Annotated in this window: 20 protein-coding genes; 16 read left to right on the forward strand and 4 right to left on the reverse strand. The window is 66.8% G+C overall.

Annotated elements, in window-relative coordinates:
- Positions 1–18: 18 nt before the first annotated feature.
- Entirely contained in the window at positions 19–540 is a 522-nt protein-coding gene (locus IEY38_RS01970) for an archaemetzincin family Zn-dependent metalloprotease (protein ID WP_004514915.1), read from the reverse strand.
- 30 nt (positions 541–570) lie between these two features.
- On the opposite strand from IEY38_RS01970, the gene IEY38_RS01975 reads away from it, so the two are divergent.
- The 5 genes from IEY38_RS01975 (at position 571) to IEY38_RS01995 (ending at position 4,075) form a co-directional block, all read left to right on the forward strand.
- The gene (locus tag IEY38_RS01975; RefSeq protein ID WP_188974903.1) at positions 571–984 is read left to right on the forward strand and encodes a UPF0146 family protein; all 414 of its coding nucleotides are present in this window, start codon (positions 571–573) and stop codon (positions 982–984) included.
- A gap of 19 nt (positions 985–1,003) precedes the next feature.
- Positions 1,004–1,876: a TIGR01548 family HAD-type hydrolase gene (locus IEY38_RS01980; RefSeq protein WP_188974905.1), complete on the forward strand. Its 873-nt coding sequence runs from the start codon at positions 1,004–1,006 to the stop codon at positions 1,874–1,876.
- Between the two features lie 78 nt (positions 1,877–1,954).
- The gene (locus tag IEY38_RS01985) at positions 1,955–2,344 is read left to right on the forward strand and encodes a hypothetical protein (RefSeq protein WP_188974907.1); all 390 of its coding nucleotides are present in this window, start codon (positions 1,955–1,957) and stop codon (positions 2,342–2,344) included.
- A 49-nt stretch (positions 2,345–2,393) separates the two neighbouring features.
- Positions 2,394–3,062: an NADPH-dependent F420 reductase gene (gene npdG, locus IEY38_RS01990; RefSeq protein ID WP_188974909.1), complete on the forward strand. Its 669-nt coding sequence runs from the start codon at positions 2,394–2,396 to the stop codon at positions 3,060–3,062.
- Positions 3,063–3,322: 260 nt separating this feature from the next.
- Positions 3,323–4,075 (forward strand): response regulator, encoded by a 753-nt coding sequence (locus IEY38_RS01995; protein WP_188974911.1) that lies wholly within the window; start codon positions 3,323–3,325, stop codon positions 4,073–4,075.
- Between the two features lie 47 nt (positions 4,076–4,122).
- Here the strand turns inward: IEY38_RS01995 and IEY38_RS02000 are convergent, their stop codons facing one another.
- Positions 4,123–4,389, reverse strand: coding sequence for a thioredoxin domain-containing protein (locus IEY38_RS02000; protein WP_004514909.1), 267 nt, complete (start codon positions 4,387–4,389; stop codon positions 4,123–4,125).
- A 115-nt stretch (positions 4,390–4,504) separates the two neighbouring features.
- On the opposite strand from IEY38_RS02000, the gene IEY38_RS02005 reads away from it, so the two are divergent.
- Genes IEY38_RS02005 through IEY38_RS02015 form a run of 3 tightly spaced genes read left to right on the forward strand, consistent with a single transcriptional unit; the run spans position 4,505 to position 6,482 of the window.
- Positions 4,505–4,666 (forward strand): preprotein translocase subunit Sec61beta, encoded by a 162-nt coding sequence (locus IEY38_RS02005; RefSeq protein WP_170097013.1) that lies wholly within the window; start codon positions 4,505–4,507, stop codon positions 4,664–4,666.
- A 44-nt stretch (positions 4,667–4,710) separates the two neighbouring features.
- The gene (locus IEY38_RS02010; RefSeq protein ID WP_188974913.1) at positions 4,711–5,085 is read left to right on the forward strand and encodes a DUF7532 family protein; all 375 of its coding nucleotides are present in this window, start codon (positions 4,711–4,713) and stop codon (positions 5,083–5,085) included.
- A complete protein-coding gene (locus tag IEY38_RS02015) occupies positions 5,082–6,482 on the forward strand; it encodes a DUF402 domain-containing protein (protein WP_188974915.1) in 1,401 nt (466 codons plus the stop codon). Before IEY38_RS02010 ends, IEY38_RS02015 begins: the two co-directional genes overlap by 4 nt.
- A gap of 30 nt (positions 6,483–6,512) precedes the next feature.
- On the opposite strand, the gene IEY38_RS02020 is transcribed toward IEY38_RS02015, so the two are convergent.
- On the reverse strand, positions 6,513–7,919 hold the full coding sequence (locus tag IEY38_RS02020) for an LVIVD repeat-containing protein (protein WP_188974917.1): 1,407 nt from the start codon (positions 7,917–7,919) through the stop codon (positions 6,513–6,515).
- A gap of 44 nt (positions 7,920–7,963) precedes the next feature.
- A complete protein-coding gene (locus IEY38_RS02025; protein ID WP_188974919.1) occupies positions 7,964–8,542 on the reverse strand; it encodes an LURP-one-related/scramblase family protein in 579 nt (192 codons plus the stop codon).
- 134 nt (positions 8,543–8,676) lie between these two features.
- Here IEY38_RS02025 and uvrA point away from each other — a divergent pair, with 134 nt between their 5' ends.
- The 8 genes from uvrA (at position 8,677) to IEY38_RS02065 (ending at position 20,088) form a co-directional block, all read left to right on the forward strand.
- Positions 8,677–11,658: an excinuclease ABC subunit UvrA gene (uvrA, locus tag IEY38_RS02030; protein ID WP_188974920.1), complete on the forward strand. Its 2,982-nt coding sequence runs from the start codon at positions 8,677–8,679 to the stop codon at positions 11,656–11,658.
- 82 nt (positions 11,659–11,740) lie between these two features.
- Complete coding sequence (locus IEY38_RS02035) at positions 11,741–12,508, forward strand: hypothetical protein (RefSeq protein ID WP_188974923.1); 768 nt, start codon at positions 11,741–11,743, stop codon at positions 12,506–12,508.
- A gap of 181 nt (positions 12,509–12,689) precedes the next feature.
- Entirely contained in the window at positions 12,690–14,822 is a 2,133-nt protein-coding gene (locus IEY38_RS02040; protein WP_188974924.1) for a pentapeptide repeat-containing protein, read from the forward strand.
- A gap of 41 nt (positions 14,823–14,863) precedes the next feature.
- Positions 14,864–15,838, forward strand: coding sequence for a WD40/YVTN/BNR-like repeat-containing protein (locus IEY38_RS02045; RefSeq protein WP_188974926.1), 975 nt, complete (start codon positions 14,864–14,866; stop codon positions 15,836–15,838).
- 67 nt (positions 15,839–15,905) lie between these two features.
- Positions 15,906–16,889: an AAA family ATPase gene (locus tag IEY38_RS02050; RefSeq protein WP_188974928.1), complete on the forward strand. Its 984-nt coding sequence runs from the start codon at positions 15,906–15,908 to the stop codon at positions 16,887–16,889.
- 61 nt (positions 16,890–16,950) lie between these two features.
- Positions 16,951–17,652 carry a DUF4129 domain-containing protein gene (locus IEY38_RS02055; protein ID WP_188974930.1) on the forward strand — a complete coding sequence of 234 codons (702 nt, stop codon included), beginning with the start codon at positions 16,951–16,953 and terminating at the stop codon, positions 17,650–17,652.
- Positions 17,649–19,595, forward strand: a complete 1,947-nt coding sequence (locus tag IEY38_RS02060) for a DUF58 domain-containing protein (protein ID WP_188974932.1) — start codon at positions 17,649–17,651, stop codon at positions 19,593–19,595. The genes IEY38_RS02055 and IEY38_RS02060 overlap by 4 nt, the downstream gene beginning before the upstream one ends.
- Positions 19,579–20,088 (forward strand): DUF7519 family protein, encoded by a 510-nt coding sequence (locus IEY38_RS02065; protein WP_188974935.1) that lies wholly within the window; start codon positions 19,579–19,581, stop codon positions 20,086–20,088. Before IEY38_RS02060 ends, IEY38_RS02065 begins: the two co-directional genes overlap by 17 nt.
- Positions 20,089–20,093: the final 5 nt, after the last annotated feature.

The raw sequence follows: 20,093 nt of genomic DNA on the forward strand, positions 1-20,093 counted from the left end.
TTGGTATCCGTTCGCAAACTAAAGCACGTTTCGCTGGCAAGAGCCACACAGCGAGACTTCCTTCACGTCGACCTGTCGGACAGTGGGGGAGAAGTTCATCACGCAGCGCTTGTTGTCGCAGTGTTCCAGCCCGAGGGTGTGGCCGACCTCGTGGACGACCTCTTTTCGAACCCGCTGTGAGAAGATCTCACCGGCAGAGCGGTTCGAGAAGCCGCCATCGGAGGATGTCTGGAGCCGGTACGTGGAAATAACGCTGCCGGAGCCACCGAGGTACGCGAGCCCGAAAACGTAGTTTCGACGGCGGTAGAAGAGGTCTTTCGGCGTGATAGCGATGTTCTTACCGCCAGAGCCGACCCGGCGGGCGAGGTCGATAAACTCCTCTGCGCGGTACTGGTCGCGGTCCCCATCGTACGCGCCGGCGGGAATGGACTGTGGCTCGTGCATCGAGACCTCACAGTCGTAGACGGAGCGGAGTCCGTCCGAGGCCTCGCGTTTGACCTGAGCTGAGACCTCGCCCACCGGCACGATGTCGACGTGCATGGGAACGCATATGCGCCCGCATCTCATAAATTGTACGACGTGACCGACACCACCGACCCGCTCGTCGACCGACTGGCGTCCGTCGATTCCGTCGTCGAGGTCGGCATCGGAAACCACCCTGACGTGGCCGATGCTTTAGCCGAGCGGGGCGTGGCTGTGACCGCGACGGACATCGTCGAACGGGAGGTCCCCGACGGCGTGCAGTTCGTCGTGGATGATATCCTCGATCCTGATCAGTCCGTATATGTGGGTTCAGACATCGTATTCGCTCGGAACCTCCCGCCGGAACTGCACCGGCCGACGCTGACCGTTGCCGATGCCGTCGGGGCGGCGTTCTGGTTCACGACGCTGGGCGGCGACCAGCCGACGGTTGCCGTCGACCGAGAACAGCTCCGTAGCGGGGAGACGCTGTACCGGGCGAAAGATAGCAAGGCGCTTGAGTGAGGACTGCCTTCGCTCGCCCATGCAAGTCGACGCGGTCGTCCTCGACATCGACGGCGTGCTGGTGGACGTGGCCGACTCTTATCGCCGGGCGATCATCGAATCCATCGACCGGGTGTACGGCGACACGATCGAGAAATCGGCGGTCCAGCAGTTCAAGGACGCCGGCGGATTCAACAACGACTGGGAACTGACCTACGCGGCGGCGCTGTTCGTTCTCGCCGGCCGCGAGTCGACTGTCGCCGACATAGCGGCGTTCACTGACGCTATCGCCGAGCGTGGCGGCGGTCTCGACGCGGCCGAGGCAGTGGTCCGTGACCTGCTCGATGACCCGGCCGAGACGCGGGTTTTCGACGCCTGGGACCCTGAACAGCTCCGGGACGTGTTCCAGACGCTGTATCTCGGCACCGGCCTCTACCGGGATATCGAGGGCGGCGAGCCGCCGTTTGCCGCGCCGGGCTACATCCACGACGAGCCGTTGCTGGTCGACGACGAGACGCTGTCGGTCCTGCAGGACCGCTTCGCCGTCGGCGTCGTTACCGGCCGACCGGCCGCCGAAGCCGACATCGCGCTGGAGCGCGTCGGCCTCGACCTGCCCGCAGAGCACCGCTTCACGATGGATGACTGGGAGGAAGGAAAACCCCACCCCGCCGCCCTGCGGACGCTCGCCGAGCGCTTCAACGCCGAACGAGTCGCCTTCGCCGGGGACACCCTCGACGACGTGGCAACGGCGGTCAACGCCGACGAAGCCGACGACGACCGCGTCTACTACGGCATCGGCGTCCTGACCGGCGGGCTAACCGGCGATGCCGGCCGACAGACGTTCGCTAACAATGGCGCGAGTGCCGTTATCGAGTCGGTCACCGACCTGCCCGAGCTTCTCGACACTGCATAATCGAGAGTCGGGTCGCCGGATACCCATCGACCAGCAGTAAACGGCAACGGTTTCACCGACGGAACAGAGACCTCGGGTATGCGACGACTGCCGACGTTCGGCTGGGCGCTGCTGGTAAGCATCTGGGCCGGACTCGTCGGGGGTGCGGTCATCCGCGAGCCGTCGGTCGATCTGGTGCCGCTGTATGCCGTTATCTGCCAGCTACTCGGTCTCGTCGCGGCCTACTGGACGATGCGTGAGCACGATCAGGTCCTCGAATCCGTCCACCGGCCGGGCCGTGTCGGGATGTTCATCATCGTCCTCTTTTTCGTGATGGTCCCGCTCTCGACTGTCTTCGCGCTCGCACTCGGGGACACGTCAGCCGTCGGCGTCGCGACGCAGTGGGTCAGCTATCTGGCGGGCCTCGGAAGCGCGCTGTACGTCGCCTTCGCCGGTGGGTTCGACCGGGCCTGGGAGACGTACACCTGAGGGAACCTGTCACACAACGTTTATTCAGTGGTCGGCCTACGCCGTAAGTATGGACATCGCGTTGCTTGGCGGTACTGGAGACATCGGCCAAGGCCTCGCCCTCCGCTGGGCTGACGACACCAACCACACGATCATCATCGGCTCCCGGAAAGCCCAGAAGGCGGCGAACAAAGCCGAGGAGTACGAGGCAGAACTGGCCAGCCGCGGCCACGACGACGTGTCAATCGCCGGCCTGGGTAACGAGGCGGCCGCCGCCCGCGCCGACGTGGTCGTCGCTGCCGTCCCGGCCTACCACCTCACGGACACAATCGACGCCGTTGCCGACGAACTCGACGACACCACGCTCGTTTCCCCCGCTGTCGGGATGCAACGCGACGAGGACGGTTTCCACTACAACCGCCCTGGTGCTGGCAGCGTCACGCAGCTGGCCGCCAACGCCGCCCCCGATGATACCCCCGTTGTAGGTGCCTTCCACAACCTCGCGGCCGGCCGCCTCGCCAACCTCGACGCTGACCTCGACTGGGACACCATCGTCGTCGGCGACGACACTGACGCCAAAGACACTGTCTGTGAACTCGCCGAGGGCATCGACGGGATTCGCGCGCTTGACGGCGGCCCGCTCGCCAACGCCGCCGAAATCGAGGGACTGACACCGCTTCTCATCAACGTCGCTCGCCACAACGACGGTCTGCACGACCTCGGCGTGCGCTTCCAGTAGTACCTTTTTACGTCACCCCCCTCTCCTCGCGCGCACGGGATGAAACCGCTCGCCATCGGCGAGCGGTATGCCCGCCGCGACCGCCCAACCGCCGGCAGCAGTGCCGTTCCGCATCCCGCTTCCACTGCAGGCCTGCCCTTCCCCGTCGCCAGCGATGAAACGCTGGCGCGGCCCGAAGCGAGGGTTGCGGTTTCATATAGTTATTAGATGGATTCAGGCGAGCAGCAAATACTTGCGTGCTGCAGCCATGTTAGTAGAGGGTGGAGACCGAAGAGCCGCTCGCAATACTCCATGTTGACGACGACGGGGCGTTGGGAGACCTCGTGGAACTATATCTCGAGCGAGAGAAAAGCGGCCTCGATTGTACCGTCACGACGGAGACAAACCCCGAAACCGCGCTGTCGCTGATTCGGTCGTCGGAGACCGACTTCGACTGTGTCGTCAGCGATTACGACATGCCGGAGATGAACGGTATCGACTTCCTCGAAGCCGTTCGGGAGACACATCAGGAGTTACCCGTGTTGCTGTTCTCTGGTGAGGAGACCGGTGACGTCGCCGCCGAAATCATTCAGGCCGGCGTCACCGACTACCTGAAGAAATCAGTCGGAACGGACCAGTACACGTCGCTCATCCGCCGGGTCGAACACGCTGTCGACTCGGACGGCAGCTTCGAAACAGGCAGCGAAGTCAAACTCAGCGGCGTCGGCGTCATCGGCTCGGACGAACGCTTCGAGCGCGTCGACGAGACCTACGCCTCGTATTACGGCTACGAGTCGGAGGAACTCGTCGGCGAGCACTGGTCGGAACTCCACCCGAGCAACGAGGTCCAGCACATCAGGACGCACGTCATTCCCGTCGTCAGAAGCGGCGGGAAGTGGACCGGCCAGAGCAAAGGACTGCGGGCCGACGAGACCACCTTCACCGAGTCGAAGATGGTGACGGCACTCGACGGTGGGCGGATGCTGATCGCCGTCGACGAAATCGACGATTCGGGACTGGCCGAACAGGAGTGAGTCAGCGGTCGCTACTGGCCGTGTGACGAACCGCAAAAGTGACCGCGTTACGCCGAGGCCTGCTGCAGCGCGTCGTCAATGTCGTCTGCCTGCGTGACGCCGACGAAGCGCTCGACGATGCCGTCGTCGTTCTCAATGATGAGCGTCGGCAGGGAGCGTACTTGGTACTCGTTCGCAACGTCCTGTTCCTCGTCGACGTTGACCTTCTCGAACTCGACGTCCGTCCACTCCTCCTCGAGGTCTTCGAGGATCGGGTCCTGCGTTTTGCAAGGGCCGCACCAGTCCGCGTAGAAGTCCTTCAGTGTAACCGTCATAGTACTCTGTTCGTCTTAGCCCGCGGTATCTGATAAGGGTTATCCATGTGTACCTTGGCCACGCAATCGCGGGCGACCCGAAAGGCTTAGTATTGGTGATACACCACCCTGAAGTATGAGTGGGAGCGACAGCGGCGGGCTGATGTCCAGTGCGGGACTGGTCCGGTATTTCGACGCTGAAGACCAGAACACGGTCCGTATCGACCCTCGAACAATCGTCGCGACCGGCGTCATGTTCGGGCTGTTGATGCTCGTGCTGAACGCGATGATCGTGTAGGCGATTCCGCACTGTTTTCCTCTCCCCGCCACTGACTCGCGGGTATGCACTTCACGCAACGCGAACAGCAGGCACTCCGTGACGCCGGTGTCGATCAAGACACCATCGAAGCGGCCTCCGACGCAGTGGTCGAAGCCACCGACGACGCAGCCGCGGCGCTCGAAGCCTTCTTCCACGGCCGTGAGACGGTGTACTCGGACATGGATATCGCCCATAGTTCCAGCGAGATACAGGAACACACCGTCGAGTACTGCGACCTGTTCACCCACGCCGACGATATCCGTGGCTACCTCCGGTTCGACACCTGGGGCGTCCCGGTCGAGGGCGGACGCGTTCTGAGCGAGGAGAAGGTCGAGCTCTCGCTCGGGCCGACAGTCCACGGGCGGGTCCGCTTCGCCGCCGACGAGGACGCGCTATGACCGTCCGGGTCAGGGGCATCTACGCGACGGCGCTGACCCAGTTGCTTCGCGAGGCAGGTCACGAGGTCGTCCAGGCGTCGGGACCGATCCAGAACCGCTTCGACGGCGAGTTCGCCGACGAGCGGGCGGCGGTCACCGTGGCGACGACGGAGGATCAGCAGGGCGTCGGCGTCGTCGGCGACCACGAAGCTGCCGCGGCCGTTACGGACCGCCTGACAGAACTCGGGCGAGACACGCTCCACTGGGACGACCCGACGCCCAAGGGCGCGATCTACGCCGGTACCGTGACCGAAACACTGGGGAGCGGCGCTATCGTCGACCTCAGCGACGGCGAGGGCTTTCTCCCGTACTCGTCCTCTGACGAGCGCGTCGAAACGGGCGATGCGCTCCGGGTGCAGGTCGTCGAAGCGAGCGCGCCGTGGACGAACGGCCGGCCCGTGCTGGACACCACCGTCGCGGTTCGCGGGTCGCTGCTCTCGCTCGTCCGCGGCGGAAGCGGGTCGTCGTCGGGGACCGGCGGCCCGGCGATGCTGGACCTCATCGCCGCGGAGCCCCGAGACGGCTGGGGCGTCTCGTGGGAATCGGCAAGCGAGGACGCGAGCTTCGACGCGCTGGCCGACGCGCTCGACGCCGCAAACGACCGCGCGGCGGCGGTCGACGACGCGCTTACGGGAGCCGACCCGCCCGAGGACTGCGCGCCGACTCGGTACGACGAGGGGCTCTCGACGACGTGGCTGTGGTTCGGCCGCGAGAGCCGGTTCGCCCTCGACGAGGCGCGCCGCGAGGTGACGGCGACGATGCCGGGCCACCACCGCGTGAAGGCCGGCGACCGCGCGGCCAGCGCCGCCGTCGACTACGTCGAAGCGCTGTGTGACGACATAGAGAGCGGTGAGACGGACTTCCCCTTCGCCGTGACGGCCCGGCAGTTCGGCCCGCAAGTCGGCGAGTCCCTGTCGCTGGGGCACGGCAAGCCCGACGGCCGATTCATCACGCTGGGCAACGGGAAGGTCCAGTCCGTCGACAACGACGGGACGGTGACCATCGAGCGCGAGATGAGTCCCGGCGGCACCTACGACGCGCTGGGCGTCCCGAAGGAGGCCGGCGACATCGCCGAGACGAAAGTCAAGGAGGGTCGCTGGTGGTACCCGACGGTGTACCGCGACAGCGACGGCGAAAAGAAGGGCACGTACGTCAACGTCTGTACGCCCGTCGAGATATTCCCCGACACCGCCCGGTACGTCGACCTCCACGTCGACGTGGTGAAACACGCCGACGGGACCGTCGAGCGGGTCGACGACGACGAACTCGATGCGGCCGTCGAGCGTGGACACGTCCCCGAGCCGCTGGCCGAGCGCGCACGGAGCGTCGCCGCCGCTGTCAAGAGCGCGCTGGAGTAACAGAACGGAGCACAGTCAGGCGGCGCGAGATCAGTCGCGCCGGCGTCGGGCGCGCCACGCTGCGAGTCCGACCGCCGCGACCGCCGACCCGACGCCGAAGCCGGGACCGCCGACGCCCAAGGAGGTGCCGTCGGTGGCATCAGCGCCGCCACCCTTGTCGTCCGTGGCCGTCGGCGTCCGTATCTGCGGGTCCGGGAACGTGTACAGTCCGGGCTGGACCTCCGTCCCCTGGCTCGCGTTCGTGCTCCCGGCGACGAAACAGCCGGCGGCCCGCTGGGCGGTCCAGAATGAGGTCGACTCAGTGTCGCGCCACTCGAACGCGAGGTCGGGTTGGGTTGGGTCTGTCAAATCGTGGACCCGGACACCACCGTTGTACCACGCCGAGTAACAGCGGTCAGCGGTCAGTTCGAAGTTGTGTGCCGTCGTGAGGATGCCCCCCGGCGACGGGTCCGAGGTCGGCGGCGGGTCGAGCGTCGACAGCAGCTCGGCGTCGGCCGGATCGCTGATGTCGTACAGTTCGATGCCGCTGGGGCCGCCGCTGTCGTCGTCCGCGAGGTCCCACGATTCGCCGCCGACACCAAGCAGCGAGGCATCCTCGTCGACCGTCACGAAGTGGTCGTTGCCCGGCGGCTCGCTCCGTTCGGTCCCGGGGTCCTCAATGGCGGCGAGGTCTTCGGGGGAGCGCCCGCGGACCTTCGAGACGAGCGAGATGTCGCTCGGGTCCGACACGTCTAAGATCCACGTCCCGCCGTCCCAGTAGGCTAGGTACGCCCGGCCGTCTTGCACCCACACGTCGTGCAGCGGCCACAGGCTCGTCGGCACGTCGGTCCAGGCATCGCCAGCGTCGAGCAGCGACCAGTCGCCGACTTCCTGTTCGGCGTCGGTATCGACCACGAGCAGCGGATTGCCGTCGCGATCGTTTGCGGTCAGGTAGGCGTAGCGGCCGTCGAAGTGACAGTTGTGAACCCGCGTGTCCAGTTCCAGCCCCGCAATCCGTGTCGGGTCCTGCCGGTCGCTCACGTCGAAGACGACGAGACCGTGGGCCCCGTCGGCGGGGTGGGCGGGACCGGCGGCCAGCAACCGCGAGCCGCTGACGGCGAGGTCCTGCACGCGCTGTATCGGCCCGTCGTCGCTCTCGGCCAGCAGGTCGGTTCGGCGGCTGAGTAGTCGAGGACTGGTCGGCGTAACGAGGTCGACGAACGCGATGCCGTCACCCGTCGCGACGTAGGCCGTGTGTCCGTCGGGGCTGGTGACGACCTCGTACACCGTTTCCATCTCCAGCACGCCAAGCGGGTCCTCGCCGGTCGAGGTGCCGGAGGCCGCTGGCTCGGCCGTTCCGTCACCGGTCGGCGTCGGGTGACCTCGGGTCGGCCCCGTAGCGAGGCCGACACCTGTTCCTGCGAGAGCGAGTCGTCGGAGGACCGTCCGGCGGCGCATAGCGGTCGTTGGGGGAGCCAGGGCAAGAAGGATTCCGGTGGAGTTCAGTGCCCCTGAATCGCATCGATAACCATCGCCGCGGCGATGATCGGCTCTTTCGGAACCGTGCTGGCGTCGTCGATAGTGATCTCGTAGCGGTCTTTCAGCGAGAACTGCCCGTCGATGTTGCCGACGTGGTTGCCGTCCTGATCGGTGATCTCGTACTTGTGGGGAATCCAGCCGCCGAACGGGACAACGTTGCGGGCGATGGTCACGAGCGCGCCCTGCGAATTGATCTCGGCGATCTTCGCCTCGGTACTGGCGTCCCGAATCTTCCACGTGTCCTGAAAAATTGAGTAGTCGTTGTCGAGGATAACGATGTCCTCGCCGGTCTTTGAGTCTGTCAGCACGTAGTTGCCAGCCACGTCGATGATGCCACCGGCCTTGACCTGAAACACCTCGTTGCCGTTTGCGTCGACGAACGGGAACTCCTCTTTCATCTTCATCATCTTCTGTTTCCCGCGGAGGACGACGTTCCCGGCGGCGTCCATGGCTTTGTACTTGCTGCGGATCAGACTCTGTTCGACTGTGTAACTGTCGTCGGAGAGGTCAATCCCTGCAATGTCGTAGTCGCTCGTACCCATACTATCTCATATCCAATAACGGTAGTAAATCTTTCGCCATATTTTCCAAAATAAAACTAGTCATGCGCGAGGCGTCGCCTATAGGCACCCGAACCGACAGGGTTTCCCTCCTGCCGGCCAACGAAGATGCAAAGATGAGCAAGGATATCATCGAGGTCCGAGGGGCCGAGGAACACAACCTCAAGGACGTCGACGTGGAGATTCCCCGCGAGGAGCTGACAGTCGTCACCGGGCTGTCGGGGTCAGGCAAGTCCTCGCTCGCATTCGAAACGGTGTACGCCGAGGGCCAGCGGCGCTACATCGAATCGCTCTCCGCCTACGCACGGAACTTCCTGGGGCAGATGGACAAGCCGCAGGTCGAGAACGTCGAAGGGCTCTCACCGGCGATCTCTATCGACCAGAAGAACGCCGCCAACAACCCCCGCTCGACGGTCGGCACCGTCACCGAACTGCACGACTATCTCCGCCTACTGTACGCGCGCGTCGGCACGCCCCACTGTCCGGAGTGTGGCCGCGAGGTCGGCGAGCAGTCCGCTCAGAACATGGTCTCCCGGCTATTGGAACTGCCAGAGGGCACTCGCGCCAAACTGTGTGCGCCGGTCGTCCGCGACCAGAAGGGAGCCTTTGAGGACCTGTTCGACGACCTCGTCGGTGAAGGGTACAGCCGCGTCGAGGTCGACGGCGAGGAGTTCGACCTCACGCTGGATCGGCCCGAACTGGACGAGAACTACGACCACACCGTCGACGTGGTCGTGGACCGCGTCAAGATCTCGCCGGACGCCCGCTCGCGCATCACGGACTCCGTCGAAACCGCGCTCGAAGAGGCCGACGGGACGCTGAAGGTCATCTTGCCGGACCCGCCCGAGAGCGCGGCGGAGACGCTCGGCGGGTCGGACGCCCGGGCAACAGGTGATCTCGCCGACGGAGACGAAGCGGACGACGGGGCCACCTCGGACCGCATCGTCGTCGAACTCTCCGAGGACCTTGCCTGCACGCACTGTGGCATCGACATCTCCGAAATCGAGACGCGGTCGTTCTCGTTCAACTCACCGCACGGGGCCTGCCCGGAGTGTGAGGGGCTGGGCGAGACGAAGGAGGTCAGCGAGGATCTGGTCATCACCGACCCGACGAAGCCGCTCAAGCACGTCTTCGAGCCCTGGAGCTACGACCGGACGTACTACTCGCGGCAACTGGACAACGTCGCCGAGCACTTCGGCGTGGACCTCACGACGCCGTTCGAGGAGCTAGACGAGTCCATTCAGCGGCAGTTCCTCTATGGCACCGACAGCCAGGTCCACTTCGAGTGGCGGACCAAGAACGGCACCCGCGAGAAGACCGAGCGGTTCGAGGGCGTCATCCCGAACCTGGAGCGGCGACACGTCGAGACGGATTCAGACCGCGCCCGCGAGCACATCGAGGAGTTCATGGCGACGACGACGTGCCCGGCCTGTGAAGGGACGCGACTCAAAGCGGAGTCGCGGGCAGTGCTCGTCGACGGCACCTCGATAACCGCGGTCAACGAAATGTCCATCAGCGACGCGCTGGCCCACTTCGAGGGGATGGAGGAGCACCTCTCAGCCCGGGACCGGAAGATCGCCGAGGAGATTCTCAAGGAGATCCGCGCCCGTCTGGGCTTCATGACCGAGGTCGGGCTGGACTACCTGACGCTGGACCGGGAGGCGTCGACGCTGTCAGGCGGTGAGAGCCAGCGGATTCGGCTGGCGACCCAGATCGGGAGCGGCCTCGTCGGCGTCCTCTACGTCCTCGACGAGCCCTCCATCGGCCTCCACCAGCGGGACAACGACCGCCTGCTGAACACGCTCGAAGAGCTTCGAGACCTCGGGAACACGCTGCTCGTGGTCGAACACGACACCGAGACGATGCGTCGGGCCGACCAGATAATCGACATGGGACCCGGGCCGGGCAAGCGCGGCGGCGAGGTCGTCGTCAACGGCCCGATGGACGAGGTCATCGACACCGAGGAATCGGTGACCGGGGAGTACCTCTCGGGCGAGCGGACGATTCCGGTGCCCGACAGCCGCCGCGAGGCCGACGGCGAACTCACGGTCCGGGGCGCTCGCCAGCACAACCTCGCCGATCTAGACGTGTCCATCCCGCTGGGGACGTTCACCGCCATCACGGGCGTCTCCGGCTCCGGCAAGTCCACGCTGATGCACGACGTGCTGTACAAGGGGCTGGTGCGTCGGATGAACGACACCGACGTGAACCCCGGCGAGCACGACGCCATCGACGGCCTCGACGACATCGAGACGGTGCGGCTCATCGACCAGTCGCCGATCGGCCGAACGCCCCGCTCGAACCCGGCGACGTACACCAACGTCTTCGACCACATCCGCGAGCTGTTCGCCGAGACGAGCCTCTCGAAACAGCGCGGCTACGAGAAGGGTCGATTCTCGTTCAACGTCAAGGGCGGCCGCTGTGAGGGCTGTGGCGGCCAAGGGACGGTCACCATCGACATGAATTTCCTCTCGGACGTGACGGTGCCTTGTGAGGAGTGCGGCGGCGCGCGCTACAACGACGAGACGCTGGACGTGACCTACAAGGACGCAACCATCGCCGACGTGCTCGATATGACCGTCGAGGAAGCATACGACTTCTTCGAGAGCCACAGCGGCATCCGTCGCCGGCTGGAACTCCTGAAAGATGTGGGGCTGGATTATATGCGGCTGGGCCAGCCCTCGACAACGCTCTCCGGCGGCGAAGCCCAGCGCGTCAAACTCGCCGAGGAACTCGGCAAGAAGGACTCCGGCGAGACGCTATACCTGCTCGACGAGCCGACCACTGGGCTCCACCCCGAGGACGAGCGCAAACTCATCGACGTGCTCCACCGGCTCACCGACGACGGCAACACCGTCGTCGTCATCGAGCACGAACTCGACCTGATAAAGAACGCCGACCAGATCATCGATCTCGGCCCGGAGGGCGGGGAGAACGGTGGCGAACTCGTCGCGCAGGGGACACCGGAGGAGGTGGCCCGGACCGAGGCATCCTACACCGGGCAGTACCTCCGAGACCTGCTGCCGAACGTCGACCTGGAGGGGCCGCGGGCGGACCGCGACACAGCGGCCGAACAGCCGGCTGCGGACGACGACTGAGACAGTCTGGACCGTGAAAGCTGGCAATAGCTGAAACGGCCACCAACGTTTTTGCCGGTAGCGGACCCTGATATTCCCAACCATGGCACAGTCGACAGCGGACCGCGTCGAGCGGAAACGGGGTATCGGTGGGCTGGCGAAACAGGCGAACCCAGCGTTTGCTGTGGGAGCAGTCGCCGTCCCGCTCATCGCGTTTGCGGGGGCGCTCGCCAGCGGAAACATCCGGGCGCTGACCTACGTGCACGTGATGGCGGGCGTACTGTGGACCGGTATCGACCTGTTCATGGGGCTCGTTCTGGGGCCGGTACTCGGCGGTCAGGAACCGGAAGCACGGGCCGACTTCTTCGCCTCGTTCACGCCCAAGATGACGTTCCTGATGCCGACGCTGGCGACGGTGACCATCGCCGGCGGCATCCTGTTGGCGCTTCGCCTCGGGAAGTTCCCCAACGCCGACCCGTGGCTGGCAATCTTGACCGCCGCGACACTAATTCCGGTCATCCTCCTCATCGGCTACCAGTTCGACGCGCTGACCGACCCGAAGACGCTGGGCGTCCTCGGCGTCGCCATCGTCGGCTCCGGCGCGTATCTCGTGACGACGCTGCCGGCCTTCGCGATGACATCGTGGTGGCTCGTCGCCACGCTCGGTATCGTGACCCTGCTATCCGTGCAGGGCTTCGGCGTCGTCCTGCCCGGTGAGGTCCGCATCTACCGGCAGGTCGTCTCCGAGAACCCGGACGTGGACCTCGTCTCGGAGATCGGGATGCGAAACGCCAGGCTCGGGGGGCTACAGGGACTGATGCAACTAGCGATCGTCTTCGTGATGGTCGGCCTGCGCTGGTGGACGCCGTAGGCCCGGTCTCCGGTATCAAACCCTGCGGAGAGAGCCAGCAGCCGCGTTTCCGTCCACGCGAAGCCAGTCTGACGCGGGCTGGGAGGCGTGCTGGCTGTCGAAGGATCTCTGCCCAACTAATCACTACTGTGACGGGTGTGACAGCGCTTATCACCCTGCCTGCCGAGCGTTTCTGTCAACGATGGTCTGGTCGGGGCGTACCGAGAGCCAGTGTGCATTCACAGTCGACCGCACGGAGTTGGACGGCGAAACCGAACAGGAGTGGGAGTGTCCACACGGCGCACTCGAAGGCAAAGAGCGCTGTCCGTTCCACTGCCAGCCCGAGGATGTCCCCGACAGCGTGGACGTATCCGAGGCGTTCCTCGATGCGATTGCTGGAGATCCTACCGAGAGTCGGCAGGATCGCAAGCGAGCGAAACAGTTCATTGGAGCCACCTTCGACGTTCTCGACCTGTCGAACGCGGTGGTCGACGCCGGCGACAACCATCCGGTCGACCTCCGCGGAGCGACGATCGACCGGATTGACTGTACCGATAGCGAGTTCGGCCAGCGGCTCGACCTCCGGGGCGCGACGGTCACGGAGACGGCGACGTTCGACGGGACGTACCACGAGGTCGACGCGAGGGACGCGACGATTGCCGAGGCGGTGTTTACCGGGGTAACGGCGGACCTGGTGGACATCCGGGAGGCACAACTGGATACCGCTGCGTTCGAGCGCGCAACCCTCTCCGGGATTGACGCCCGTGACGCGACAATCGGAACCGCGACCTTCGACCGGGCGTCGGTGATCGACGCCGCCTTCGACCGAGCGACCGTCGAGGAAGGGTCGTTCCAGCACGCCACGCTGGAGATGGCCGACTTCGACGAGGCAACGTTCGGCACCGGGGATTTCTACCATGCCACCTTCGACGAGGCGGACTTCCGGTGGGCGGAGTTCGGCACGGCGCGGTTCTACGGCGCGACGTTCAGCGGCGGTTACTTCAACGGGACCAGCTACGACGAGGCCGTCTTCGAGCGGGTCGAGGCCGAGCGGCTCTACCTTCCAGAGGTGACGCTCACCGACGCGACGTTTGCCGATGCGGCCGTCTCGATGAAACTGGTCGTCCACGACTCGGTGTTCGTGGGTACCGACTTCACGGGGGCGGACGTCGAGCGACTCGACGCCACAGACGCGGCGGTACTCGGGGCTGAGTTCGCTGACACGGCCATCGCAGACCTGCAGTTGGACGGGGCGACGCTGGCAAGCCCGCGGTTCGCGGACAGCACAATCGACCGGCTGCGTGCGGCGGACGTGACCTGTCTTGGCACTGTCCGTCTCCACGACTGCACCGTCGGTACGGTCGACCTGCAACCGACCGCTGTTGGACCGAACGGGGTCGTGGTCGTCTCGCTGTCAGAGACGGCGGTCGAGGACGGCGCGTTCGGCCAGCCGGACGCGGGCGCCGCTGTGTACGATCTGGAGCGGGCGACGCTGGGAACAGTCAGGTTCGAGGGCGACGGGACAAACAGCGTCCTCGACAGAGTTGTATTCTATCGGACGCGGTTCGCGGGCTTCGACTTCCGTGATGACGATGCTCTCGATCTGGAGGGGGCCAACTACTGCTTGCACGAACTCGATAGCGCGCTTCGGGACGGCCTTCGGGCCGCACTAGCGTACCCGGCCGCCCTCGATGACGCGGTCGGAGCCCTGGCGGACAGCACGGACTCAGCGGCCGACGAACCGGCGACAGTGGTCGACCTGGCGGCCGAACAGGCAAGTGACGGGGCGCTCGGACCGGACGCCAGCGCGACCTTCGAGCGTCTTTCGACGGCCACAGCGGAGCGAATCGACGCTGCCGCCGGCGAAGTGACGTACCTCCGAGCGAAAAACGGCGCGAACGACATCGCCGACAACACCGCCGCCTCCGAGTTCTTCATGTCACAGTTGGCCTACCGGCGGCGCTGTCAGTCCCGGCGCGTCCGCGACAGCGGCGCATCCCTGCGAGAGCGAGCACGGGCGCTCGCCCGCTGGGGGATGAACGCGTTCCTGTTCGTGACGACCGGCTACGGCGAGCGGGCGTCGTACACGCTCGCGGCGTCGGCGGTACTCATCGCCGCCTACGCCGGCCTGTACCTCGCTATCGCGCCGGCCCTGTTCGAGAGCGTGGGCCAGTACGCCCAGCTCAGCCTCGGGTCGTTCATCGCCTTCTTCCTCGGCGGCGTCGGCGAGGTCAGCGATCCGACCGTCTCCCTGCTGGCACAGTCCGAGGCGTTCCTCGGCGCTTTCTTCGTCGCGCTGTACGTCTTCGCACTGACACGGTCGGTCAGTCGCTGACCACCGCCAGCTTTCTTCGCTCGGCGGTCGTACAGTCGGTTATGCACACCGTCTACGCCGCGCTCGGAGACCGCGTCCTCGTCGGCGACAGCCGCGGCGGCTGGGACGGCGGTCTCCTCGGCCACGACATCGAGGGCGTTGCCGCGGGAGCCGCCGAGCCGGGGCGTGCCTTCGTGGGCACCTCGGACGCTGGCCTCAAGCGGACGACCGATGGTGGAGCGACGTGGGAAACAGTTCTCGACGCAGGCGACCGCGTGACGAGCGTCACGGTCAGCCCACACGATTCGACCGAAATCTGGGCCGGAACGGAACCGAGCGCGGCCTATCAGTCGGCCGACGGTGGAGAGACGTGGACCGAGAAACCCGGGCTAACGGGACTGGACTCGGCGTCGCGGTGGTCGTTCCCGCCGCGGCCACAGACTCACCACGTGCGCTGGATCGCCCTCGCCCCGGACGACCCGGAGCAGGTGTACGCCGCCATCGAGGCCGGCGCGTTCGTCCGCAGTCCGGACGGCGGAAAGACGTGGGTCGACCATCCCGACGGCGCGCGGCGGGACAACCACACGCTGGCGACCCATCCCGATGCCCCGGATCGGGTGTACACCGCTGCTGGCGGCGGCTTCGCGCTGTCGACCGACCGCGGCGAGACGTGGACCCACCCACAGGAGGGACTAGAGCATCGGTACGTGTGGGGACTAGCCGTTCACCCCGACGACCCGGACCGCGTCGTCGTCTCGGCCGCCAGCGGCCCCCGGTCGGCGCACAGCACCAGCGGCGAGAGCTACGTGTATCGGTGGGACGGTGACCGGTGGACGCAATCGATGGACGGCCTGCCGGGACCGTCGGGGCTGGCCCGGCCGGTGCTCGCCACTGACCCGGACGACGGCTTTCTCGCGTTGACGAACCACGGCCTGTTCCAGTCGAAGTATGGGGAGACATGGGTCAGGCGATGGCCTGACGATGGAGACTGGACAGCCGAGTACGACCAGGTCCCGAGCGGGCTGGCCGTCGTCTAACCCCGTTTTCTCGGTGAGAAGATCTGTTCACACTACTAACATATTGGGGGTCCCAGCCGGGAGTACGATGGACGTTTCAGACGCTTGCGCCGACTGCGACCGACTTCTCGAGACGGTTTCTGAGAGCGTCGTCGCCGAACGAGAGTTCCTCGAAACCGTGTTGACCGCCGTCCTCGCGCGTGGTCACGTCCTTATCGAGGACGTACCGGGGACCGGAAAGACGCTGACTGCCCGGAGCTTCGCATCTGCGCTTGGCCTCTCCTTCTCGCGAGTGCAGTTCACGCCCGACCTGCTGCCGGCGGACGTAACCGGGACGCATGTCTACCGCGAGGGCGACAGCGAGTTCGAGTTCTCCGAGGGCCCGATCTTCGCTAATTTCGTGCTGGCCGACGAGATCAACCGCGCGCCGCCGAAGACCCAGGCCGCGCTGCTGGAGGCGATGGCGGAGGGCCAAGTGACCGTCGACGGCGACACCCACCCGCTTCCGGAGCCGTTCGTCGTCGTTGCGACCCAGAACCCCGTCGAGAGCGAGGGCGTGTTCCCCCTGCCGGAAGCCCAGCGCGATCGCTTCCTCGTCAAGACCAGCATCGGCTACCCCGAGGCCAGCGCCGAGAAGGGGCTGCTCCGCCAGCGGACCGAGCGGGAGTCCAAGGCCCCCTCTGTCGACGATGTCCTCGACCCCGAGGGCGTGCGCCGTCTGCAATCCGTTCCCGAGCGAGTGACCGTCGACGACGACATCCTGAGCTACCTCATCGACATCGTCCACAGGACCCGCCGAGACGCCCGGACCGAGGTCGGCGTCTCCCCTCGCGGGAGCCAGCGCCTGCTCGAAGCCGCCCGGAGCCACGCGGTGATCGCCGGCCGGGAGTACGTGCGCCCGGTCGACGTACAGACCGTCGGTGCGCCAGTTCTGGCCCACCGACTGGTCCTGACGACCGATGCGACCGTGGACGGGACGACCGCCGACGATGTCGTCGCTGACGTGTTCGACAGCGTCGCAGTGCCGACGGTGTCGCCGGCTGCCCCCGAGACGCCGGCGGCCGGAGAGTGAGTCGGATGGTGGAAAGACAGTCGCACCGGCCTGCTGGAGCCGGCAATCGGGAGGCGTAACTGTGGCGCGGTTCGGCTCGCTGGCGCTGGCTGTTCTCGCGGTCGTCGCGCTGGCGATGGTCGCCGCGTCGCTCGACACCGTCTCGACAGCGCCGACGGTGACGACCGGGGAGTCGACAGACGATTCGACGCCGCCCCCGCAAGGGCCGGGTGGCGGCGGACCCGGTACCCCGGAAGGGACCCAGTCGGCGACCCGTATTCCCGAGACGGACGCTGAGACTGCGGCCGCGTCGAACGCAGGTGACGGGCCGCCGCGCTGGCAGGTCGTCGCCGGCCTCGCACTCGTCGTGCTGGGCGGGCTGGTCGTCCTGTACGAACTGACTCGTGGCGAGGCGACCGAACCGGACTCCGACGACGAGGACCCGCCGCCCACGCCGACGGCACCCGCGGCCGATTCCGTGTTGCTCACAGGGGACGTGCCACCAGAAAACGACGTGTATCGGGCGTGGTCCGCACTCAGAACCCACGTCGAATCGGTCGGCGAGGCGTCCGGACTGTCGGCTGAGAAGCCCGTGACACCTGCCGACGTTCGGGAGGGGGCAATCGAGTCCGGCCTCCCACAGCAGCCGGTGACGGCGCTGACCGAACTGTTCTGTGCGGTCCGGTACGGCGACGCGGCCGCGACACCGGAGCGGGAGCGGCGGGCGCGAGCGGTCGCAACCACACTGTCGCTGGACACGCCTGTCCGGGGTGATGCGTCGTGAGGCGGCGACGCATTCCGACTATCGTCGGCCTCCTGGCTATCAGTGCCGGCGTGCTCCTGCTGGCACTACCCGAACTGGGCGGTGGACTTCTGCCCCGCGTGGCCGCGACGCTGCTGACAGTCGGGGTTGGGGCCGCGGCGGTGGTGCTCGCGGCCAGAGAGCTGTTCGACAGCGACGACCCGGAGCTACAGCTTCCGACGCCCGAGTCCCGGCCCCAGTATCGGGTCCCCGGGGCGGCGTTCGCCGAGCGGCTCGACCGGATCAGCACTGTCGGTCGCCGCGCTGCCGACGACGCGGACGAGTGGGACGGGACGCGGGAGCGAACGCCCAGGGAGCGGGTGTACGCGTCGCTCCACGAGCTTGGCGTCGATGTACTCGGACGGACCGACGGAGACACGCCGGGCGCGGCCGCCGACCGGCTCGCGGACGGGGCGTGGACCGACGACGAGGCGGCCGCCGCCTTCTTCGCCGACGGGCTGTGCCCGCCGCTGCCGCGTCGGGCGTCACTCCCCCTCGTTCGACCCGAGCTACCTGTGGTGCGTTGGGCGCGCCACGCCGTCGCCGAGTTAGCCGAGCGACTGGCGGCCAACGCGCCCGACCCGGCCAGCCGGCTCGCTCCGGTCGAAACGATAGGTGACGGGGCGGCCCAGGGCGAGTACTGGCCCACCGCCGAACTCCCCCGAACGCGGTCGACCGGACGGACCAGGCGCGTCGCCGTCGCGGTTCTGCTTGCCAGCGCGGGCGGCGTCGTGATGGGCGTTCCCGGAGCGGTACTGACCGCCGCGTTCGGGATCGCACTCGCCGGGGCCGCCCGGGTCTGGGAGCCGACGGCCGACATCGAACTCACTCGGACGCTCGAACCGCGGACGCCGACCCCCGGATCTACCGTCGAGGTCACCGTGACGGTGCGGAACGTCGGCGAGACGACGGTTCCGGACCTCCGGCTGCTGGACGGGGTCCCCGCCGGACTCAGCGTCCGGTCGGGATCGCCGCGGCTGACCACCGCGTTGCGGCCCGGCACCGAGCGGTCGTTCACCTACGCGCTGACGGCGGTCCCGGGCACCCACGCGTTCGAATCGCCGCTCGTGATTGCGGGCGATTTCGCTGGCGCACGCGAGACGGTCCGGACCGTCGCAGTGACGGACGGCCACGACAGCCTGACGTGTGGCTTCGAGCGGCGCAGTGACGACGCCAGCCCGCCCCGAGAGCAGGCGACGCAAATGCCGGGGCAACAGAAGGCAGGAGTCACCGGGAGCGGCGTCGAGTTCGACTCGCTGCGTGCCTACCGCCCCGGCGACCCGGCGTCGAGGATCGACTGGCACCACCGCGCAAAGACCGGAGACCTGGCGACAGTCGAGTTTCAGGAACCGCGACAGCCGCAGGTCGCCGTGGTTGTCGACGCCCGCCGTGCGGCGTACGTCGCGGCGACACCCGGCGATGTCCCAGCGCCACGCCACGGCGCGTCGGCCGCCTACAGCGTCGCCGACCGATTGCTCGACGACGGGGTTCCAGTCGGTATCGGGACTGTCGGGGCGGACGACTGCTGGCTGCCGGCGACAACCGGCGAGGCCCACCGCGAGGCCATCCGGACGCGTCTAGCCGGCGACGCCGCGGTTCCGTGGACGCCACCGGAGGAGTCGACGCAGATCCGCGAGGCCGTCGACGACCTGACGGCGCGGCTCAACCCCGACGTGCAGGTGGTCGTCGTCTCGCCGCTCTGTGACGACGACGGTGTCGACCTCGTCCGACAGCTGGAGGGAGCCGGCCACGGTGTCTCGGTGGTCAGCCCGGACTGTACGGACCCGTCGACGGTCGCCGGGGCCTACGCGCATCTCGCCCGTGAAAACCGACTTTCCACGCTTCGGGGGCACGACATCCCGATCCGGGACTGGGACCCGACGACCCCGCTCAGGGAGGTGCAAGCCCGTGGCGCGGCCGTCTGAGCGGGACCGACGGTTCGAACCCGGGCTGCCGCGGTTCAGCACCGGCGTCAGCGCGGTTTCGGTTCTGGCCGTTTTCGGATTCGTCGCGTCCGACCCTGTATCCCTGGCGTTCGCCGTCGTCGGCGGGCTAGCGGTTGGCGTCGGCCTGCTGCGTCGGATCGAGTTCGCGCTGACGGCCGGCGTCGGCGGCCTGTTCGTGGCCGTGCTACAGGCCGGTGCTGACGGGTCGCCGGAGTGGGTCCTGGGCGCGACGGTGCCGGTCGTGCTGGCCTGGGTGACCGCCAGACACGCGTTGCGGTTGGGTGCGCAGGTGGGCTCCGTGGCCTCGACGCTCCGGGTCGAACTCGTCCACACCGTCTCGGTCGTGGTACTCCTGACCGCGGGCGGGGGTATCGGCTATCTCGTCTACCGGTCTGTGACGGGGACGCCGTCGCCGCTGGCGCTGGGCCTACTGCTGCTCGCTGTCGTCACGTTTACGCTTTCACTGCGGTGACGGTG

This window comes from Haloarcula sebkhae, assembly GCF_014647415.1.
In the GTDB taxonomy this organism is placed as follows: domain Archaea; phylum Halobacteriota; class Halobacteria; order Halobacteriales; family Haloarculaceae; genus Haloarcula; species Haloarcula sebkhae.